Here is a 19,619-nt window from a genome sequence, read left to right on the forward strand (position 1 = left end):
AGATATAAGAACAGTAAAGACAAGCGCGGGGTGGGCATGGCCACCCCGCTGGGCATTACACTTGAATGAGGGCTGAAAAAGGCGTCAGAGCGGTATTAAGCGCTGAGTTTCTTTTCCAAGTAGTGAATATTGACGCCGCCTTGACGGAAGTAGCTGTCACGAACCAAATCTTTTTGTAGGTCAATATTGGTTTTAATGCCTTCCACCAGTAACTCGTCAAGCGCATTGCGCATCCGGGTCAAGGCTATTTCACGATCGGCGCCCCAAGTGATTAGCTTACCAATCAGAGAGTCGTAGTGAGGCGGTACGGTGTAGCCGGTATAGAGATGTGAATCCATACGAACACCTAGGCCACCCGGTGCGTGAAACAACGTTACTTTGCCAGGGGAAGGCATAAAAGTACGTGAGTCTTCGGCGTTAATCCGGCACTCAAAGGCGTGGCCATTAAGTTGCACATCTTCCTGGCGAATCGACAGCGGCAGACCAGAGGCAATGCGTAGCTGCTCTTTGACGATATCTACGCCGGTCACCATTTCCGTCACAGGGTGCTCAACTTGAACGCGGGTATTCATTTCAATGAAGAAATACTCGCCGTCTTCGTACAGAAACTCAAAGGTGCCAGCACCACGATAATTGATCTTAATGCACGCTTGGCGGCAAGCCTCAAGGACTTGGGCGCGGGCGTCAGGATCAAGTCCAGGAGCCGGGGCTTCTTCAAGCACTTTTTGGTGACGGCGTTGCAGCGAGCAGTCACGGTCATAGAGATGAATAGCGTTGCCCTGTCCATCAGCAAGCACTTGCACTTCTACGTGGCGCGGCTTTTCAAGGAATTTCTCCATATAAACCGTGCCATCACCAAAGGCGGCGTGCGCTTCGGTACGGGTAACTGTAATTGCCGATAGCAGATGGCCTTCAGAGTGCACTACGCGCATCCCGCGGCCACCGCCACCAGAGGCTGCTTTAATGATCACTGGATAACCAATGCGACGTGCGGTGTCTAAATTAGTGGCGTCATCATCGCCCAAAGGGCCATCAGAGCCGGGCACCGTGGGAACACCGGCTTCCTTCATTGATTGAATCGCACTGACTTTATCGCCCATTAGGCGGATCGTCTCGGCGCGTGGGCCAATAAAGGTAAATCCAGAGCGCTCTACCTGTTCAGCAAAGTTGGCGTTTTCAGACAGAAAGCCATAGCCCGGGTGAATAGCGGAAGAGTCAGTGACTTCGGCTGCACTGATCAATGCCGGGATATTTAAGTAAGACTGCGCTGACGATGCCGGTCCAATACACACGGCTTCATCCGCCAGGCGAACATGCATGAGTTCGCGATCAGCTTTGGAATGTACCGCTACGGTTTTAATGCCCAGTTCTTTGCAGGCCCGTAGAATACGAAGGGCAATCTCGCCGCGGTTCGCGATAAGTACCTTGTCCAGCATGGGAGAATCCACCCGTGTTGAAAATGAAAGATTAAGCGATAACGATCATGGGTTGATCGAACTCTACTGGTTCGCCATCTTCCACTAGGATGGCTTCCACCACACCGTCACGGTCAGCTTCGATTTGGTTCATCATTTTCATGGCTTCAATGATACATATAGTGTCGCCTTGCTTGACGCTATCACCGACTTCCACAAACGACTTGGCACCTGGCGCTGGGCTGCGGTAAAAGGTGCCTACCATCGGAGAATTGACCGCTTCGCCACGGTAGCTGGCGCCTTGAGGCTCTGCTTCAGTAGAAGAGGACACTACTGGAGCGCCTGCTGAAGGTGCATAGCTGGGCTGCTGCGCATAGTGTGGCATCGGTTGTGGCTGCCAAGTCGCGCCGTTAGGGTGGCGGCTGATACGGACTGACTCTTCGCCTTCCTGAATTTCAATCTCGCTAATATTAGATTCTTCGAGCAGCTCAATCAGTTTCTTAACTTTGCGGATATCCATGGCGTGGCCCTATCAATGTCGTAAAAGTAGGTTGTGAGAAATAGTCACAGAGCGAACCCAGCCTAACGGCGGGCTTATGCGACGCTGCGCAGTAATTATAAAAAGCGCAGTAAACCTGAATTAAAAACGAAGAGAACGCTGCATGTTAGCGAACGTTACCCTGTTCTCACCCCCAAAAAAGGAAGTTTTTAGCTAATATGGGAGCGAAGTTTGCCGAAAAAGTGCGAGGATGTCCAGCAACAGCCTGAACCAGCGCAAAAAACAGTGTGTAGATGAAAATTAAACAACTGTTTGACGATATTCGCGGCATTAGGCTACTCCTGTGCTGCAAAGTGCTTTTGAGATAGTCTTTAAAATAGTCTTTAAGATTTTTTTAAGATTGCCTTTAAGATAGTCTGTGAGAGCTTAGCTGCTTGCTAGCCACTGGCTAACCGATTCGAGGTGTTCAAGTAACTGATCGGCTGTTACTTCGCCCTGTATACGCGCATTGCGAATTTCTTCTCCCTGGCTAAAAAAGAGGAGGCTGGGAGGGCCAAACAGGTTGAATTTTTCAAGCAGCTGACGGCTTTGCGAATCCGTATGGGTGACATCGGCGGCAATCAGCGTGTAATCATTTAGCGTAGCAGTGACACGCGGGTCGGGATAGACGTCTCGCTCCAGAAGCTTGCATGAAATACACCAGTCGGCAGTAAAGTGAACAAATACCGGCTGGTTAACGCTATCGGCTTCAGCAATTGCCTTTTCGAGTGCGATTAGGTTATCTATTTCAATGAAATCGAGTGCTTCCGGCTGGGATTGGCCAGAAAAACTGGCCGTGGCAGCCAGGGGGCGCAAAGGATTGTTATTCCCTTGCGCGGCCCCAATCACCAGCACTACCCCCCACGCTAACAGCATGATGCCAAGCGTTTGGCGTGCCCGTGGCCACCCTTGGGGCTGATTGAAATTCAACGCTCCCAAGACAAGGGCCGTGCCAATCGCCAGCGCTGCCCATAATAAAAGTGCGACGGGGGCGGCCACCAAGCGCTCTATCATCCAAATCGCCACGCCCAAGAGCAGCAATCCAAAGGCGATTTTTACGCCATTCATCCAAGCGCCTGAACGTGGCAATAACGTAGCACCAAAGGTGCCGACTAAGAGCAGGGGAACGCCCATACCAAGCGCCAGTGCCAACAGCGCCGTACCGCCTATGACCGCATCGCCGGTCGAGGAGATAAACACCAGCGCCCCCGCTAGAGGCGCAGTCACGCAGGGCGATACGACCAACACTGAAAGGGCACCCGCTACGGCTAATCCCGCCGGGCCACTGCGCTGCGCCCGAGCTTGCCAAGCATCGATGCGGTTGGCCAAGCGAGGCGAAAGGTTAAGGTTAAAGACCCCGAACATCGCCAGTGCAAAGAGCGTGAATAGCACAGCAAAGGTGAATAAGACCGGCGCCGACTGCAAGCGGGCCTGAAGGTTAAGGCCGGCGCCAAACAGCCCCATCAATACACCGACCAATGCGTAGGTTAGCGCCATGCCCAGTACATAACTTAGAGAGAGTGCAAAGGCGCGCGGGCGTGTGGGGTTCTGGCCTACTACCATCGATGAGAGAATGGGTATCATCGGTAATACGCAGGGGGTGAAGGTTAATCCTAAACCCGCGATAAAAAACAGCCCTAACGCCAGTGGCAGGCTGGTATCGCTGATTAACGCGCTAAAACGGCTGTCTTCACTTTGGGGCGCGGTGAAAGCACTTTGTGTCGCGTTAGCATCCTCGTCGGTGGCTGTGCTGTTTGCGGTGTCCCAATTGGCAAATTGGCTGGGGGGCTGTGTTTCGCTGGCCTGTAGGTTCGTTTGTTCCGGCGGGTAGCAGAGTCCGGCATCCGCACAGCCTTGAAAGGTTAGCGTAATGTTAAGAGGGCCGGAATAAGGCGCTTTCAGCGGAACTTCGAACACCACCTGATCCCGGAAGATGTAGACATCGCCCATGAACTCGTCATTAGTGAAGGTGCCTTTGGGGAGGCTGGGCTCGCCCAGCGAGGCGCGTTCAGTTTGGCTGGTAACCGCAAGCTGATGACGATAAAGGTAGTATTGATCAGCAATATCGATGCCAATAAAGAGCCTCTCCCCATCGTGCCAAGCGGTAGGCTGGAAGGCTTCCATGACCGGTAAAAATTCGTCTTGACTACTGGAGGAACCAAACCACTGAGCGTGCGCATTCAGCGGTAGCCAGCCAAGAATAAAAACAAGTAAAGGAAACAGGCTCAGACGTTTAAGAAGTAACACGGTGCGTCCTTAATCAATGGCATCGCAAGCAAAGGCAAGTAGCATACCGCAACCTTAGACCCTACGCGTATAAGCTGCGGTGAGGTGACGCGGTCGCTAATGGTGTGTTAATCCTGGTAACAAAACCTGGTGACAAAAAAAGCCGCCTATATAGGCGGCCTCATTAGCTGCAAAACGGCAAATCCAGAACTGTTACGCTTTTTCGTAGGCGATAACGGACTTTTCGATTGCCTTGCGCGCCGCGTCGGCACCTTCCCAAGACTCGACTTTCACCCATTTGCCTTTTTCAAGATCTTTGTAGTTCTCAAAGAAGTGGGCGATCTGCTGGCGCAGCAGTTCAGGCAGGTCAGTGACCTCCTGGATGTCGTCGTAGAGCGAGCTAAGTTTCGCGTGGGGCACGCAGATCAGTTTTGCATCTTCACCGGCTTCGTCGGTCATGTTCAAAATACCTACCGGACGAGCGCGAATAATGCTGCCAGCTTGAACCGGGTGCGGGGTAACGACCAGCGCGTCTAGAGCGTCGCCATCATCTGCCAGGGTGTGCGGGATAAAGCCATAGTTGGCAGGGTAGAACATGGGGGTGGCCATAAAGCGGTCAACCAGTAATGCGCCCATGTCTTTATCAATTTCGTATTTGATTGGATCGTGGTTGGCTGGAATTTCGATCACCACGTAAACGTCGTTAGGGAGATCCTTTCCAGCGGGGATATTATCGAAGTTCATTGTTGATTCCTTGATAGTGCTGTGGCTAGAGTCGTGCAGTGATTAGGCAATCGATTTAGAGTCATTGATGGCGAAGAATTATACGAACATGACTGCCCGATTACCAATGCGACATAGGTTGGCCGACAGTGGTAAACCGGGCCGCTTTAAAAGACTAAGAAAACGATAGAGACGTTTGGTGAGCATCCTATCTACCCGGCTGCGTGTATCATAAGCGCTGTTGGAGGAAAGTAGTGGAGGAAAGAGATGTCTTTCGATCGAGTCGGCAGCCTAGGAGGATGACTTGTCGCACGCCCAGTTGCTCATCAGTTATGGTCAAGCGTTTGTCGCACCCGACAGGCGTCTGCACCGAAGTTCTATGTCGGTTCGCTTTCCAGAAGCACCGCTACTAAGCGCCAAAGGGGGTTGTGCAATTATCAGCGACTCCATTTCACGGAATACAATGGCCAAGCAAGCCGGTGATTTAAGCGTACGGGGTTTCCTGGCCGATTACTTCTCAACCCCTGATCATTGGGATGTTAAAACGTCAGCCACACGTGTACTGCGTGCGCTTAATAGCTGGTGCTACAGCCAAAGCCAGCATGTGAAAGAGGGTAGTTTCGTTTCATCTATGTCGGCGATGGTATTTCGTGGCCGCGAAGCGCATCTGTTTCATATGGGCGATACGCTAGTGTTTCGTTTGCGCGGCGCTGAGTTTGAGCAATTAAGTCGCGACCATGTCACCGATCTGGGTGGCTACCGTTACCCGTCGCGGGCCCTGGGTATGGACGGCAGTGTTGATATCGATTACACCCATATCCCCCTTAAGCAGGGCGACCTATTTCTGTTCACCACACAGGGCGTGCGCGGCACGCTGCTTCCCTCCGATTATGTACGTTTGATTCGCCAAGACGCCAGTGATCTGGACGCCGCCTGTGAGCGCTTAGCTAATGAGGCGAAGCAGCGTGCTCAAGAGCGGGGCTACGGCGGTGATCAGTTCTGCTTTCAATTGGTAAGAATCGATGAGTTACCTGAAGAGGTTACCGAGCATCCAGGGCAGCTCTATGGTGACTTGCCTATTCCGCCTGAGCTCTCGCCGGGTGAGCGTTTAGATGGTCTGGAAGTTCTCGCTGTTCTATCGCGAACGGCGCAGTCGCGTGTATATCGTGTTCGCGATGTGCATAGCGAACGTGAAATGGTGATGAAGGCGCCCAGCCCAGAGCTTTCGTTGCGCAACGCCTACCTGGAGCACTTCCTACTTCAGCAGTGGGTGGTAGAGCGGGTCAATTCACCGTTTGTCGTCAAGGTGATGGAGCCGTCAAGGCCGCGCCGTTACCTCTATTATCTAATGCAACATATTGAAGGCGAGACGTTGCGCCAGTGGGCGGAACGGCATCCCCAAGCGAGCTTAACTCAGCGCCTGGATATCGCGAATCAACTCGGCAAGGCGGTGCAGGCGCTGCATCACCGGGAAATCATTCATCAACAGATCAATCCCGATAACATTTTAATCGACCCACACGGCAAGCTGGTGCTTACCGATTTTAGTGCCTGCCATATGCGTGATGGCGAAGGGCATCGGCACTCAGGCGAGTTGCTCCGGCAGATTGGTTTTAATGAGCACACCGCTCCTGAGTATGCGTTGGCCGATAGCGTTAGCCGGCGCAGTGATCAATACTCGCTTGCTTCTACTACCTACTGGCTACTAACGGGCGCTTTGCCCTATACGCTGACCCCTAATCGGCTGCGTAGTCATACCGATCTCGAAGAGTTGACCTATCGAAGTGCGCGTACCACTAATCCAGAAATTTCACCGGCATTAGATGATGCTTTACGTCGCGCCCTGGACCCTCAGCGGGCACTGCGGTTTAGGCGTATGTCCGAATTCTTGCATGCACTTAGGGTGCCGCTTGGGCGAGCGACAAACCGAGGGGAAGAAAGTCGTCAGGAACCGCGGCGTTTTTGGCAGGGGGTGGCGGGGATTTTGTTGCTGCTGCTCGTGCTTTCCTGGCTGCTTCGGTGAGCCCAAGCAGTAAAGGCACATAAAGTAAGGCAATCTGAGCATGCTCTGTGGCAGACAACCCCGAGATTGCTTCACTTCGTTCGCAATGACAGAGAATGGGTCATTGCGAGGAGCGCAGCGACGAAGCAATCTCTCTCGCAATGACCTTGCTGCGTTAGCGGCTTATAGCGTAAACGTAGGCAGCTTGCGTTCGACCTTGGCTAATTTTAGCTTAGCCACTTTAGGTAGCCCGTTTTCAAACGGCGGGAAATCTTCGCCCTGAATGAGCGGGGAGAGGTAGTCCCGGCAAGGCTGGGTAATGCCAAACCCATTTTCACTGATAAAGTCGCGAGGCATAAACTTCTCTTGGTTGGCTACCTGAGAAAGCGGGGCGGAAATAACGTCCCACTGGTAGGGCGACTGAGAAATACGACGAATGGCTGGCATCATGGCGTTTTTGCCCGCCAGTGCTAACGTTACCGCTTCACGGCCAACAGCATAAGCTTGTTCAACGTCAGTCTTGGAGGCAAGGTGGCGCGCAGCGCGCTGGAGATAATCAGCGACCGCCCAGTGGTACTTGTAACCTAAATCCTGCTTGATCATCCCCGCTAACGTTGGCGCGACGCCCCCCAACTGTCGGTGACCAAAGGCGTCGGTATTACCTGCATCGGCCAAAAAAGTGCCATCTTCGTAGCGTGCACCTTCAGACACCACAATGACGCAGTAGCCAAATTGTTTAACGCTCTCTTCAACCCGCGCCATGGCCGCTTTACGGTTAAACGGAATTTCTGGGAAGATAATCATATGCGGGGGCTCGCCCTCCGCTTGGCCCGCTAAGCCACCGGCAGCAGCAATCCAACCCGCGTGTCGGCCCATTACCTCAAGCACAAACACCTTGGTAGAGGTGGCACACATGGATGCAATATCTAACGACGCTTCCAATGTAGAAGTAGCAATGTACTTGGCAACGCTGCCAAAGCCAGGACTGTTGTCCGTAATGGGCAGATCGTTATCCACGGTTTTTGGCACGTGAATCGCGGTGAGTGGGTAGCCAAGTTTTTCGGAGAGTTGAGAAACCTTTAAGCAGGTATCGGCACTGTCGCCGCCACCGTTATAAAAAAAGTAGCGAATATCGTGCGCTTTGAATACTTCAATTAAACGCTCGTACTGCGCGCGGTGGGTGTCAATGTCTTTCAGCTTATAGCGGCAGGAACCGAAAGCACCGCCCGGCGTGTGTCGCAGTGCTGCAATTGACTCATCGCTCTCCTGGGTAACATCAATCAGGTCTTCCGTTAAAGCGCCGATAATGCCGTTGTGACCGGCGTAAACCTTGCCAATTTGATCGGGTGCTTGACGGCAGGCTTCGATAACGCCGCAGGCGCTGGCGTTGATCACGGCGGTGACGCCACCGGATTGGGCGTAAAAGGCATTATGCTGGGCCATGGAAACGTCTCATCTCCTGAAAATGGGTAGAGTAAAAGGGTCGCAATAAGTGTTAGCCAAGCATAAGTGCAAATTGCTTGGCAGGATGCTCCGACGTGTGTTAGCGCAAGGTAACGAAGTGTAGCGTAAAGCCAAGAGGGCTGCACCTGTAGCACACTCGTTGCCTTATTGACTCATTCGGTGCCGTCCATTTCTTGTTCGCGCTGGGCAAGCTGCCAGCCACCTAAATCTTTATAACGATTGACCATGGCACAAAACAGCTCAGCGGTGCGCTCGGTGTCGTAACGGGCGGAGTGGGCCGCTTTGTTATCAAATTCAATGCCAGCGGCACGACAGGCGCGCGCAAGTACCGTTTGACCATATACCAGGCCTGCAAGCGAGGCCGTATCAAAACTTGAAAAAGGGTGAAAAGGGTTTCGCTTAATGCCGCACCGATTGACGGCTGCGTTTAAGAAGCCTTGATCGAATGCTGCATTATGGCCGACTAAAATGGCGCGCGTGCAGTCGTGGGCTTTGATGGATTTCCGTATGGGCCGAAAAATTTCACCCAGTGCTTCAGCTTCGCTTAGCGCTACCTGGCTGCGCAGCGGATCGTCTAGATTAATACCCGTAAAATCGAGTGCCGACTGCTCAACGTTTGCTCCCTCAAAGGGGACAATATGGTAAGCATAGGTGGCATCTGGAAGCAGGTTGCCTTCCGGGTCCATGGTCAGCGTAACGGCGGCAATCTCGAGTACGGCATCACCTTGGGCATTAAATCCCCCTGTTTCTAAATCAACGACCACCGGCAGGTAACTGCGAAAACGTTGGGCCATTAATTCGCGGGCAATTGCCTCGCTCATGCAGCTCTCCTTGTTTAAAGCGAGTAATAGTAACGCGGGTAATCAATCGACAGAAGCGGTAAGCCACCGCTTTGAATGGTGTGATTCTAGCAGCTTTAGCCCCCAGGCGTCGTTGACGGTGTTCGCTGAGCAATGAGAACGCTATACTCAAGCTCTGTATCAAAGAGCGATTTCAAAGCGCTATCGCACCAGCCTAGCGCAAGTGGTGAGTGTGTTTTTACAAATGAACGTTTTATGATCAAAGAGGAGCAAAGAATGTCCGATGTCAAAAAGGTTGTGCTGGCATATTCAGGCGGCCTGGACACATCCGTTATCGTTAAGTGGTTGCAAGAAACCTACAACTGCGAGGTAGTGACTTTTACTGCCGACATCGGTCAGGGCGAAGAAGTCGAACCAGCGCGTACCAAGGCACAAGCCCTTGGCGTAAAAGAGATCTATATCGAAGATCTGCGCGAAGAGTTCGTACGTGACTACGTTTATCCGATGTTCCGCGCTAACACTATTTATGAAGGTGAGTACCTGCTGGGTACGTCTATCGCCCGGCCATTGATCGCCAAGCGCTTGATCGAAATCGCCAATGAAACCGGTGCCGATGCTATTTCTCACGGTGCGACGGGTAAAGGTAACGACCAAGTACGCTTTGAGCTTGGCGGCTATGCGCTTAAGCCGGGCGTAAAAGTGATCGCCCCTTGGCGTGAGTGGGACTTAACCTCGCGTGAAAAGCTGATGGCGTACTGCGAAGAGCATAAGATTCCGGTCGATTTTTCTAATAAAAAGAAAAAATCGCCATACTCCATGGATGCCAACTTACTGCATATCTCTTACGAGGGCGGTATTTTGGAAGATCCGTGGGCCGAAGCAGAAGACGATATGTGGCGTTGGAGCGTTTCGCCTGAAGCCGCGCCCGACCAGCCGACTTATGTCGAGCTGACGTTTGAAAAGGGTGATATCGTCGCCATCGACGGCGAACCGCTGAAAGCCCATGAAGTGCTCGAAAAACTCAATAAGCTAGGTGGCGACAACGGCATTGGTCGGTTGGATATTGTTGAAAACCGCTATGTGGGTATGAAGTCCCGTGGCTGCTACGAAACGCCAGGGGGCACCATTATGTTGCGTGCTCACCGCGCCATTGAGTCACTGACCCTGGACCGCGAAGAGGCCCATTTGAAAGATCAGCTAATGCCGAAATACGCAGAAGTGATCTACAACGGCTATTGGTGGAGCCCTGAGCGTCGTATGCTGCAGGCAGCGATTGACGAAACCCAAAAGAATGTCGCGGGTGTCGTACGCATGAAGCTCTATAAAGGTAACGCTACCGTGGTCGGCCGCAAGTCTGATGAATCGCTGTTTGATGAATCAATCGCTACGTTTGAGGATGATGCCGGCGCTTACAATCAGAAAGATGCCGAAGGCTTTATCAAGCTGAACGCGCTGCGTTTGCGTATTGCTGCAGGTAAAGGGCGTAAACAAAGCTAGTAACATTAGCTGATAAAAAGCGCACATCTTGCTAGGGCGGCGAGTACGAATCGCCGCCCTACAAGCAGAGGAGCCACTATGTTAAAAAAACTATTTTCCGGTCTCTTTGGTAGCGAGCGACAAGCCCCTTCAGGCGCGACCACTAAGGCTGCTGAACCTGTGGAATATAAGGGCTACGAGATTGTCTCTCAGCCGGACGATAAGAGCGGCCAGTACCGTGTAAGCGGCTGGATCCGCAAGCCTGACGCTTCTGGTGAAATGCTCGAACATCGCTTTGAGCGTTCCGACATGCTGCCCGCACGCGAAGCTTGCGATACCATGATGGTCACTAAATCCCAGCGCTATATTGATGAAGTGGGTGAGGCAATGTTTGCGCCTGACCCGCGTCGCGCCAGCGAAAGCGATAGCGAAAAAGGGCAGTAAAGCCAATACAATATTGAACAATGCAATATTGAATGAAGGAGAGGCGCATGCGTGTTGTACACCAAGCCTCACCCTGGCGTGCTCTCTTTAACGAGCATGGCTACCTAGATACTCAGGCACTCAACGCGCCGTTACAGCATCTTTTCTCAAAGCTGTCTTCTTCTCAGATCTCATTAACCGACGCTTATGCGTGGCAACTGCCGTTGGTTGAAACACTGGCGCATTACGATCTGCCTGCTTGGCGTATTGCGCAAATTATCAGTGACCACAACGCGTTGCTTTATCGCCTGGCAATTGCGCTATCGTTAAGCGAGATGGAGGCGCAGGGGTGGGGGAAACCTCCCGTGGATTATTGTGTGCTGCTATTAGGCTCGGCGGCGCGCTTTGAAAGCCTGCTTGGCCCCGACCAGGATAATGCACTGATCATTGATGACTACCCTGACCATCGTCACGTCGAGATCGATGGCTTTTTTCAGTCACTAGGCGAGCGATTTACCCAGCGGCTGGATAAGGCCGGTATTCCGCTCTGCCATGGGCATGTCATGGCGCGCTGGCCTATGTGGCGAAAACGGTTAAGTGAGTGGCAAGCACAACTAGAAATATGGAGTGGTGATCGTCGGGTGAAACGCGTTCAGCAGACCAATATACTGCTCGATTTTTCGCCGGTCGCTGGTAGTTCAGCGCTTGCGGTGCAACTGGGCGAGCACATCGCTTCCATCCTCCCGAAAGCATCACTGTTTATGGCTGAAATGGCGGCGCTATTAGAGGAGTTGCCGGTAGCGCTGGATCGCTTTGGACGAGTCGCTTCGAGCCCACAGTTCGATGCACCCCATGGCCACGCTATTAACCTAAAGCATCAAGGCTTGATGCCGTTGATTAGCGCCGCGCGTTTGCTCTGCGTTCGACAAGGTCTGCGCACTATAGCGACTCGAGAGCGTTTGGTGATGCTTAGCCGGGAGGAGAAGGTGCTCCCGGTTGCTCAAGCAGAGCTACTCATCGTGGCATTTGAACGCCTGCAACAGCACATTCTGGATCAGCAACGATATAACAAAGCTTGTGGCCAAGCAGCCGATGGCTGGGTTGATCTGCGCCGCTTGCGCGAAGACCAGCGCCTGTTGCTTAAATTTGATCTTCAGCAGATTAGAGCGTTTGTTCAGCAAGTAATAAAAGCCTAGAGGTGGCTGTGAAAGCCATGGCTGATTAAGCAGAAATTGCCTCAGTCGGCGCATCGGGCAACTCCAGTGTCAGGCAGGCGCCCCCCAGCGTTTTGGCATCTTCCACCCATAGCCTTCCGCCCAAGTGGGCGATGATACCCCGGCTAATCGGCAGCCCTAAACCACTGCCTCTTGGCCGCCCCCTTGGAATATCGTCGTCTTGTTGTATTTGATGGAATTTCTCAAACACGCGTTCACGCTCTTCCTGGCTAATGCCAGCGCCGTTATCCTCTACGCTTAAACGGAAGTGGTGACGATGGCGATAAAGGGTGACGTACACTTTTGGCTGATGGCGATCGGCAAACTTGCCGGCGTTATCAAGCAGGTTGATGATTACTTGCTCCAAGCGGTCTTGGTCGCCAATCACCATTGCTGGGTCCGCTTCTAAGCTGACGATTAACTCGATTCCTTGCTCTTCATGGAGATGCGCAATGGCATCAATGCTGTGACGGGTGAGTGCAGCAAGATCGAGGGGGAGTGGGTTTAGCGTTAAACGACCGCTTTCCAAGCGGGCAAGATCCAGGATTTCTTCTATTAAACGGGATAGCCGCTGGCTTTCATGAACAATGACGCCAAGAAAATGCTGGCGTTTATCCTCTGGTAGTTGCCCGCTATCGCGTAAAATTTCAGCAAAAGCACGGATGGACGTGAGCGGGGTGCGCAGCTCATGGCTCACCATGGCCACAAACTCATCCTTGAGACGGTCTAGCTCGCGCAGGCGCTCATTAGCACTGCGTAACTCCTCCCCGATTTGCACCAATTCTTGGGACTTCTGCTCCAAACGACGATTGTATTCCAACGTTTGCGAGGTGGTATCCAGGATGCTAAGAATCGACTCGATATCCAGCGCCTCACCGCGGACAACCGAGTTAATCAATACACGTGCTGACGCACTGCCCAGCGAACCCGCGAGTGCCTGCTCGGCACGTGTAATCAGCTCGGCGGTAGCGGGCTCATCAGCAGAATAAGTACTTTTGTTGCTATGGCTAAACACTCGGCGGGTAGTTTGACTGCCTAAATAACGAATAAGTAGTTCTTTTAGCGCCCCCTGAGTCGTTTGCCCGCGCCATAGTGATGTCGATAGCGACGTGGTTTGCAGGTTGGGGTGCATCGCTTCGGTGAACAGCGCCGCCTGGGTCTGCTCAAGCCGTGTGGGGCGCGTAAACAGCGAGACGCCTACTAGGAGTCCTACGTTGGCTAACATGCTCCATAACAGTGAATGAGTATAAATATCCCACTCTGCAAGCCCGAATAAGCCATAGGGTATCAGCCAGGTAATTCCCCATGGGCCCTCTGTCAACAGTGACGCATCCAGCCAACCCGATTGGGCAAACCCGGGTAACAGCAAGGTATAACACCAGATTAAGAAGCCAGCGATTAAGCCGGTAGTGGCGCCCTGGCGCGTGGCACCACGCCAGTAAAGGCCAATCAGTAGCGCTGGGGCAAACTGTGCCGCCCCGGCAAAGGAAACCAGCCCAATGGTCACTAGGCTGTAGGAGTCGCCGATTAATGCATGGTAAAGATAGCCAAGGAGTAAAATCAGCACGATAGCGATGCGTCTGATGCCCAATAGCCAGCCTGCTAGTTCCCCTTTGGTGCTCAGGTGCAGCCGCTTGGAGCGTAGCAGCAGCGGCATTATCAGTTGGTTGCTCACCATGGTAGAGAGTGCGATCGTTTCGACAATTACCATTCCTGTTGCCGCTGAGAGGCCGCCAATAAATACTAAAAGGGGTAATCCTTCCAGGCCTGCTGAGAGTGGCAGCGTCAGGACAAAACTGTCCGGATCGCCCGCGCTTGCCCCTAGCAGCAAGCCGGCCAGCGCAATGGGAATAACGAACAGATTGATTAATAGCATGTAGAGAGGGAAGAGCCAGCTCGCTCGGGCTAAGTGCTGTTCATCGACATTCTCGACCACCAATACCTGGAATTGGCGGGGCAGAGTTAAAAACGCTAAAAAGGCCAGCACCAGCATGCCCACCCAGCCGGTGACGCCACCAGGGACACTTTCCAACCGCATGCTGTCGACTAGCGCGGGGGTAGCCGCTACTTGAGCAAACAGCGCGGTGGGGCCTTCAAACATCACAAAGACCACAAATAGGCCAACGGCCATAAAAGCCACTAACTTAACGATGGATTCCACCGCTATAGCCGCCACCATCCCTTCGTGACGTTCACTGGCATCTAGATGGCGGGTGCCGAACAGGATAATAAAGACTGCTAGTACCAGGGCGACCCAAAGAGACTTATCCATCCAGAAGTGTTCGTCGACCAAGGTGGTGTCGGCAGCACGCGGATAGTTAATCAGCACTGCGTGGCTAACGGTGATGGCTTTTAATTGCAGGGCAATATAAGGGGTAATGCTAATTAGAGCCATTAAGGCGACGAGCGCCCCAAGGCCGGTGCTTTTACCGTAGCGGGCACTGATAAAGTCAGCAATAGAGGTGATTCTCTGGCGTGCGGCGATGCGGACCATCTTGCGAACCACAAAGGGAGCCAACAGCATCGCCAGGGTGGGCCCCAGGTAGATTAACAAAAAACTGGGGCCATACTCGGCAGCTCGTCCGACGCTGCCGTAGAACGTCCAGGCGGTGCAGTAAACGGCAATGGAAAGCGCATACACCGTGGGCGAGCCAATCAGTGATCGACCTTGCTCCGCCCGCCGATCACCCCAGGCGGCCACTACAAACAGTAGCGCTAAATAGCCAAAGGCGGTGCCCAGGATAATAGCGTCAGTACGCATGCTTAGCGGCCCGCCCGGTGTTCCATTAACCAAGCCGTTAGGCCGATGACAACGGCCCAAGCGCAAAATAGATAAAGGGGTAGCCAGCTCATGTTAAATGAGGGAAGACGGTCTACCACGATAATTAGTGGTGGACAGAAAAGCAGTAAGGCAATCGCTACCAAGGCCATTAAGCGTTCGGTTTGTCGCGATTTTTGACCTGAGCTTTTCATAAGGCACTGGCATCCTGGCGGTCAAAGGCATTGGCCTGCAGCGTCAGCAGCTGTTCCAGGGTATCTACGCCGCGGGCCTCTAAACGTGGCAGCAGAGCAAGCCAGAGCTCGGCGGTCACTCGGGCATCACCCAGTGCAGTGTGACGGGTGCCAGGCGGGAATGCCAGATCGTAGCGTTGGGCTAGGCTATCCAGATCATGGCCATCAAGGGCTTCGTCCAACGCACGAGAAATCAGGAGAGTATCGATGACGGGAATGTCAAAGGCGACTCCTTTATGGCTGATGGCGAGTAGGTCAAAGGCGGCATTATGAGCGAGTAATACGGCTTCTCCTATATAGTCGCGAAAGCGGGTCAGCACGATATCCAGCGGTGGTGCACCGATCACATCGGCATCGGTAAGACCATGAATCGCAGTGCTGGCAGGCGGGATCGGCCGTTGAGGGTCTACCTTTTGATCGAAGGCTTCGCTTGCCAGGAGTCGCCCGTTGACCACGCGGCAGGCGCCAAGGCTAATGACCGTGTCACCGCGGCGTAGCTCAAGGCCGGTAGTTTCGGTATCAAACGCCACAACCTCCAAGCTGCGCAGGGAACGGCTGGCGAGCGCTTCGTCCGGCGGCGGGAGATCGGCAATGCCGAAGTCATGAAATTCAGGCCGTGGTGGTGCGGTTTCCCGCGGGGCACCGACGCGCTCCACTGCGGGAAGCGGAAGGCGCAGTCGGGCATGCACGCCATCATCGTCGGCTAGGCTCCAGATGTCGCTGGCGTGTTGGCGTAGTACATCGGCAACGCTGGGTGTTAACGGCAGCGAGGTTAGTGGCTGCTGGCGCCACTCGGCGAGTTCATGCTCGGGTATCGCTTTACCGCGCCAAATAAGGTCGAGATAAACGCGTTTATTACCCAGGCATAACTCTCCTTCAAACCCATTGTCAGGAAGATAGGCATTGAGATGCTTAACCAACGAATCAAATAGCGCAATCAAGGCCGGGGCGTCGCCTTTAAACCAAGCAGGCATGCCCACCGGTGTGATTAACCGGTGTTCGGGATCAAGGCGCTCATCCAGTGCTTGCCAGAAGTCGTTGGACCACATGGGCGTTAGGCGCTCGCCCTGGTGCTGCATATCATCGAGCAGTTGGCCAATTTTGGCTACGTTGTCGCCTAATGTGACGCCTTCTTCATGGATGACGCGCTCAAAGCGTTGGCGCAGCGAAGACGTGCTGGCGTCGTTTTGATCGCGTAGCTGGATGAGCGCATCGGCGGCGCTGGTCAAACTGGCGGTATGCTGGCGAAGCGGGGTCAGCATATCGGCAAGCTCTGCTCTGACGCCCATTTCGCTCGACCACGACGCCGTTGCGTCGCTAAAGGTCAACAACGTTTCGCGGTCGCTACCTGGCACTCGACGCAGGATGACTTTTAGCCAACGGTTATCACAAGGAGCGAGAAGTTCTCTAGGCGAGCCGTCGTTAGGCAGCTGGCTGAGTGCTTGCTGCAAGCTGGCTACGGGCAGTAGGGCTTCCAGGCGTTTCCCTAAGCCAAGCCCGGTATTGCCGACAAAAAAGTCTTCTGCGGCCTGGTTAAATAGCATCACACGGCGGTGATGATCACAGAGTAGCAGCGGGGTTTCGAGCACTTGCAGCAGCGTTTCGAGCTCCTGGCGTATGCGTGCCGCGCTACGAGCACCGTCAGCGTGGGCAGTGGCTAGGCGGCTGCGATCCTCGCGCCAGCTTTCACGCACTCGACGTAAGTCGGGTCCCAGACCTTTTAGCCAACCTTCGGGTGGGTGTTCATCACGGGCATCGGGATTGGCGACTAAACGCGCTAATTGCACCTGTAAATGGCGCAGCGGTGTAAACAACATGCGCTCAAGCAACAAACCCACCAGAAATATCGTTGCACCGCCAGAGAAGCTGCCTATCCACAGCGCTATTCGGGTGGCGCCTGTCGGGGTAAGCTGAGTATCCAGCCAGGCGGCAAAAACAGCACCGCCCAGTAGGCTGACGCCGCTAAGCAACAGCCAAAGGCCGATCAGGCGCTGGCGCTTGGGCAACCCGCCTCGTGTCATGGCTGCTCCTTAATGAGCAGTGTTTTGACTTTCTCCACCAGCGATTGCGTAGAAAAGGGTTTGGTGATGTAGTCATCTGCGCCTAGTGCCATACCTTTTTCGCGCTCTACGTCACGTCCGTGTGCGGTCAACATAATAATGGGTAGTTGTGCAGTGGCTTCTTCGCTGCGTAGTCGCTCTAACACATCAAAACCGCTAATGCCCGGTAGGCTGATGTCGAGTAGGAGTAGATCCGGCTGGGCATCCTTCACTCGTGCCAGTGCCTGTTCACCATCTTCGGCAGTGACGACCTCAAACCCTGCTTGTTCCATCAAAAACTCTAACGATAAAACAATATTAGGTTCGTCATCGACGACGAGCACTTTAGCCATGACACTCTCCTGCTTTTATTTGTTTTAGCGATACATGCCTGCAGTCTAGATAGATCGAGACAGTCAGCCAAGACGACCTTGGCCGAATGCTCGGCAGTGAGACAGCCATCAGCGAGCAAACCGACTTGCTTTGTTACACTACTCGCCACTTTGCCATGGCTGACGGTGTTATGGCGGTTCACTGATTAGCAAGGTAGGGCTCTTAGTGCGCGTATTACTATTATCAGCCTATGAAGCGGTAAGCCATCGCTATTGGGCGCAAAGTTTAATGGAGCAATTGGATGAGGTGTCATGGACACTATTGGCCCTGCCACCACGGCATTTTTCTTGGCGTATTCGCGGCAATCCGTTGAGCTGGATGTTAAAAGAGCATGCCATCCTCAACCAGTCGTATGATGTCGTGCTAGCTACCTCAATGGTCGACCTAGCGACACTGATTGGGCTTTTTCCACATCTTGGTCGAGCGAAGAAGGTCGTTTATTTTCATGAAAACCAGTTCGCCTATCCTGAGTCGAGCGACCAGATGTCGCAAGTGGAAGCCAAAATGGTCAATCTCTATACGGCGCTAGCGGCGGATAATGTGGTGTTTAACAGCGCTTACAACCGTGACTCCTTTATTGATGGCGCGCGTGGCTTCTTGAAAAAGATGCCTGAGAACCTGCCTGCGGCGAAGCCACTTGAAGCGCTGCGCGAGCGGTCTCAGGTTTTACCAGTACCCATTTCTGAGAGCTCAACATCTCGCCAGCAAACGGCTATTCAAAAAACAGTGCCTCAGCGTATTGTTTGGAATCATCGTTGGGAGTACGACAAAAACCCTGACGATTTCTTCGCGGTACTGTTTGCGTTAAGCGAAGCCGGTGTAGCGTTTGAACTTGCGGTGCTCGGGCAGCGCTTTCGCCAAGTCCCTGCTATTTTTGCTGAGGCTAAACAACGTTTATCTAGGCATATCGTTGCGTGGGGGCCGCAGCCTGAAGACGCGTATCGAGAATTGTTGGATAGCGCGGGTATCGTGGTCTCAACCACATGGCATGAATTTCAGGGCTTGGCGATTATGGAAGCGGCCCAGCGTGGCGCACTGCCGCTGGTGCCCAATCGGCTCTGCTTCCCGGCGCTTTACCCGCCTACTTATCGCTATGACGGCACTCAAGCAGGGCTGTATGAGCGGCTGCATCGGTGGCTAACCGATCCTGCAGCGCGTCCTGAACCGCTAGATACCAAGCCATGGGAGTGGCCAGCTTGGCGCGAAGAATATAGAAAATTGCTACTTGCCCGCTAAGCGATCTCTGTTTTTTCTTTATATTCGCAAAGATCTTCAATGATACAGCTGCCGCAGCGTGGCTTGCGCGCTATACACGTATAACGCCCGTGGAGTATCAGCCAGTGGTGAGCATCCTGGAGAAACCCTTTGGGCACATGACGTAGCAGTTTTTGCTCCACCTCGACCACATTCTTGCCTTTAGCGATGCCGGTGCGGTTAGAAACTCGGAAAATATGCGTATCCACTGCCATAGTGGGGTGACCAAAGGCCGTATTGAGAATGACGTTGGCGGTTTTGCGGCCTACACCCGGCAAGGCTTCTAACGCTTGCCGGGTATCGGGCACTTCGCCACCGTGCTGGTCGACTAGAATGTGACAGGTTTTCATCAAATTTTCGGCCTTGGTATTGTAAAGGCCGATGGTTTTGATATGCGCTTTAAGCTGGTCGATACCCAAATCAATGATCGCTTGAGGCGTATTCGCGACAGGATAAAGGCGTGCTGTGGCTTTATTGACCCCTACATCGGTGGCTTGAGCCGAAAGCAGCACGGCAGCCAGCAACTCAAAGGGGGTGTTCCAGTTGAGCTCGGTAGTGGGTTGGGGAGTCTCTGCCTGAAGGCGAGCAAAAATTTCATGACGCTTTTGGGCATTCATGGTTTGTCTCTTTTTTAGATGCA

Annotated in this window: 16 protein-coding genes; 5 read left to right on the forward strand and 11 right to left on the reverse strand. The window is 53.3% G+C overall.

Translation table 11 applies throughout. From position 1 onward, the window contains the following. Positions 1-95: 95 nt before the first annotated feature. The 4 genes from accC to ppa all read right to left on the reverse strand — a co-directional run bounded on the left by accC (position 96) and on the right by ppa (position 4,923). Entirely contained in the window at positions 96-1,436 is a 1,341-nt protein-coding gene (gene accC, locus ACW44H_RS08300; RefSeq protein ID WP_113267972.1) for an acetyl-CoA carboxylase biotin carboxylase subunit, read from the reverse strand. Between the two features lie 31 nt (positions 1,437-1,467). Further along, positions 1,468-1,935 (reverse strand): acetyl-CoA carboxylase biotin carboxyl carrier protein, encoded by a 468-nt coding sequence (accB, locus tag ACW44H_RS08305; RefSeq protein WP_457508383.1) that lies wholly within the window; start codon positions 1,933-1,935, stop codon positions 1,468-1,470. A gap of 405 nt (positions 1,936-2,340) precedes the next feature. Next, positions 2,341-4,200: a protein-disulfide reductase DsbD gene (gene dsbD / locus ACW44H_RS08310; RefSeq protein WP_457508385.1), complete on the reverse strand. Its 1,860-nt coding sequence runs from the start codon at positions 4,198-4,200 to the stop codon at positions 2,341-2,343. A gap of 192 nt (positions 4,201-4,392) precedes the next feature. Next, positions 4,393-4,923 carry an inorganic diphosphatase gene (gene ppa / locus ACW44H_RS08315; protein WP_113267970.1) on the reverse strand — a complete coding sequence of 177 codons (531 nt, stop codon included), beginning with the start codon at positions 4,921-4,923 and terminating at the stop codon, positions 4,393-4,395. A 283-nt stretch (positions 4,924-5,206) separates the two neighbouring features. Between ppa and ACW44H_RS08320 the strand changes: the two genes are divergently transcribed. Next, complete coding sequence (locus ACW44H_RS08320) at positions 5,207-6,925, forward strand: protein kinase domain-containing protein (RefSeq protein ID WP_457508387.1); 1,719 nt, start codon at positions 5,207-5,209, stop codon at positions 6,923-6,925. A gap of 162 nt (positions 6,926-7,087) precedes the next feature. On the opposite strand, the gene ACW44H_RS08325 is transcribed toward ACW44H_RS08320, so the two are convergent. Then, positions 7,088-8,347 carry a 6-phosphofructokinase gene (locus tag ACW44H_RS08325; RefSeq protein WP_113267968.1) on the reverse strand — a complete coding sequence of 420 codons (1,260 nt, stop codon included), beginning with the start codon at positions 8,345-8,347 and terminating at the stop codon, positions 7,088-7,090. Positions 8,348-8,520: 173 nt separating this feature from the next. Beyond that, complete coding sequence (gene rnt, locus ACW44H_RS08330) at positions 8,521-9,189, reverse strand: ribonuclease T (protein WP_113267967.1); 669 nt, start codon at positions 9,187-9,189, stop codon at positions 8,521-8,523. A gap of 255 nt (positions 9,190-9,444) precedes the next feature. Here rnt and ACW44H_RS08335 point away from each other — a divergent pair, with 255 nt between their 5' ends. The 3 genes from ACW44H_RS08335 to ACW44H_RS08345 all read left to right on the forward strand — a co-directional run bounded on the left by ACW44H_RS08335 (position 9,445) and on the right by ACW44H_RS08345 (position 12,263). Further along, the gene (locus tag ACW44H_RS08335; RefSeq protein ID WP_071693107.1) at positions 9,445-10,665 is read left to right on the forward strand and encodes an argininosuccinate synthase; all 1,221 of its coding nucleotides are present in this window, start codon (positions 9,445-9,447) and stop codon (positions 10,663-10,665) included. A gap of 78 nt (positions 10,666-10,743) precedes the next feature. Then, complete coding sequence (locus ACW44H_RS08340) at positions 10,744-11,088, forward strand: HlyU family transcriptional regulator (protein WP_457508390.1); 345 nt, start codon at positions 10,744-10,746, stop codon at positions 11,086-11,088. Positions 11,089-11,135: 47 nt separating this feature from the next. Then, a complete protein-coding gene (locus tag ACW44H_RS08345; protein ID WP_457508392.1) occupies positions 11,136-12,263 on the forward strand; it encodes a DUF294 nucleotidyltransferase-like domain-containing protein in 1,128 nt (375 codons plus the stop codon). Between the two features lie 25 nt (positions 12,264-12,288). Here the strand turns inward: ACW44H_RS08345 and ACW44H_RS08350 are convergent, their stop codons facing one another. Genes ACW44H_RS08350 through ACW44H_RS08365 form a run of 4 tightly spaced genes read right to left on the reverse strand, consistent with a single transcriptional unit; the run spans position 12,289 to position 17,685 of the window. After that, entirely contained in the window at positions 12,289-15,042 is a 2,754-nt protein-coding gene (locus ACW44H_RS08350; protein WP_457508393.1) for an ATP-binding protein, read from the reverse strand. A gap of 2 nt (positions 15,043-15,044) precedes the next feature. Next, positions 15,045-15,254, reverse strand: coding sequence for a hypothetical protein (locus tag ACW44H_RS08355; RefSeq protein ID WP_447044004.1), 210 nt, complete (start codon positions 15,252-15,254; stop codon positions 15,045-15,047). Further along, on the reverse strand, positions 15,251-17,314 hold the full coding sequence (locus tag ACW44H_RS08360; RefSeq protein ID WP_457508394.1) for an exonuclease domain-containing protein: 2,064 nt from the start codon (positions 17,312-17,314) through the stop codon (positions 15,251-15,253). Before ACW44H_RS08360 ends, ACW44H_RS08355 begins: the two co-directional genes overlap by 4 nt. Continuing rightward, positions 17,311-17,685 carry a response regulator transcription factor gene (locus ACW44H_RS08365; RefSeq protein WP_457508396.1) on the reverse strand — a complete coding sequence of 125 codons (375 nt, stop codon included), beginning with the start codon at positions 17,683-17,685 and terminating at the stop codon, positions 17,311-17,313. The genes ACW44H_RS08360 and ACW44H_RS08365 overlap by 4 nt, the downstream gene beginning before the upstream one ends. Before the next feature lie 205 nt (positions 17,686-17,890). Here ACW44H_RS08365 and ACW44H_RS08370 point away from each other — a divergent pair, with 205 nt between their 5' ends. After that, a complete protein-coding gene (locus ACW44H_RS08370) occupies positions 17,891-18,961 on the forward strand; it encodes a tRNA-queuosine alpha-mannosyltransferase domain-containing protein (protein ID WP_457508398.1) in 1,071 nt (356 codons plus the stop codon). Here the strand turns inward: ACW44H_RS08370 and nth are convergent. Then, positions 18,958-19,596, reverse strand: coding sequence for an endonuclease III (gene nth / locus ACW44H_RS08375; protein WP_113267960.1), 639 nt, complete (start codon positions 19,594-19,596; stop codon positions 18,958-18,960). The genes ACW44H_RS08370 and nth overlap by 4 nt on opposite strands. Positions 19,597-19,619 lie beyond the last annotated feature (23 nt).

Source organism: Vreelandella sulfidaeris Esulfide1 (genome assembly GCF_054072535.1).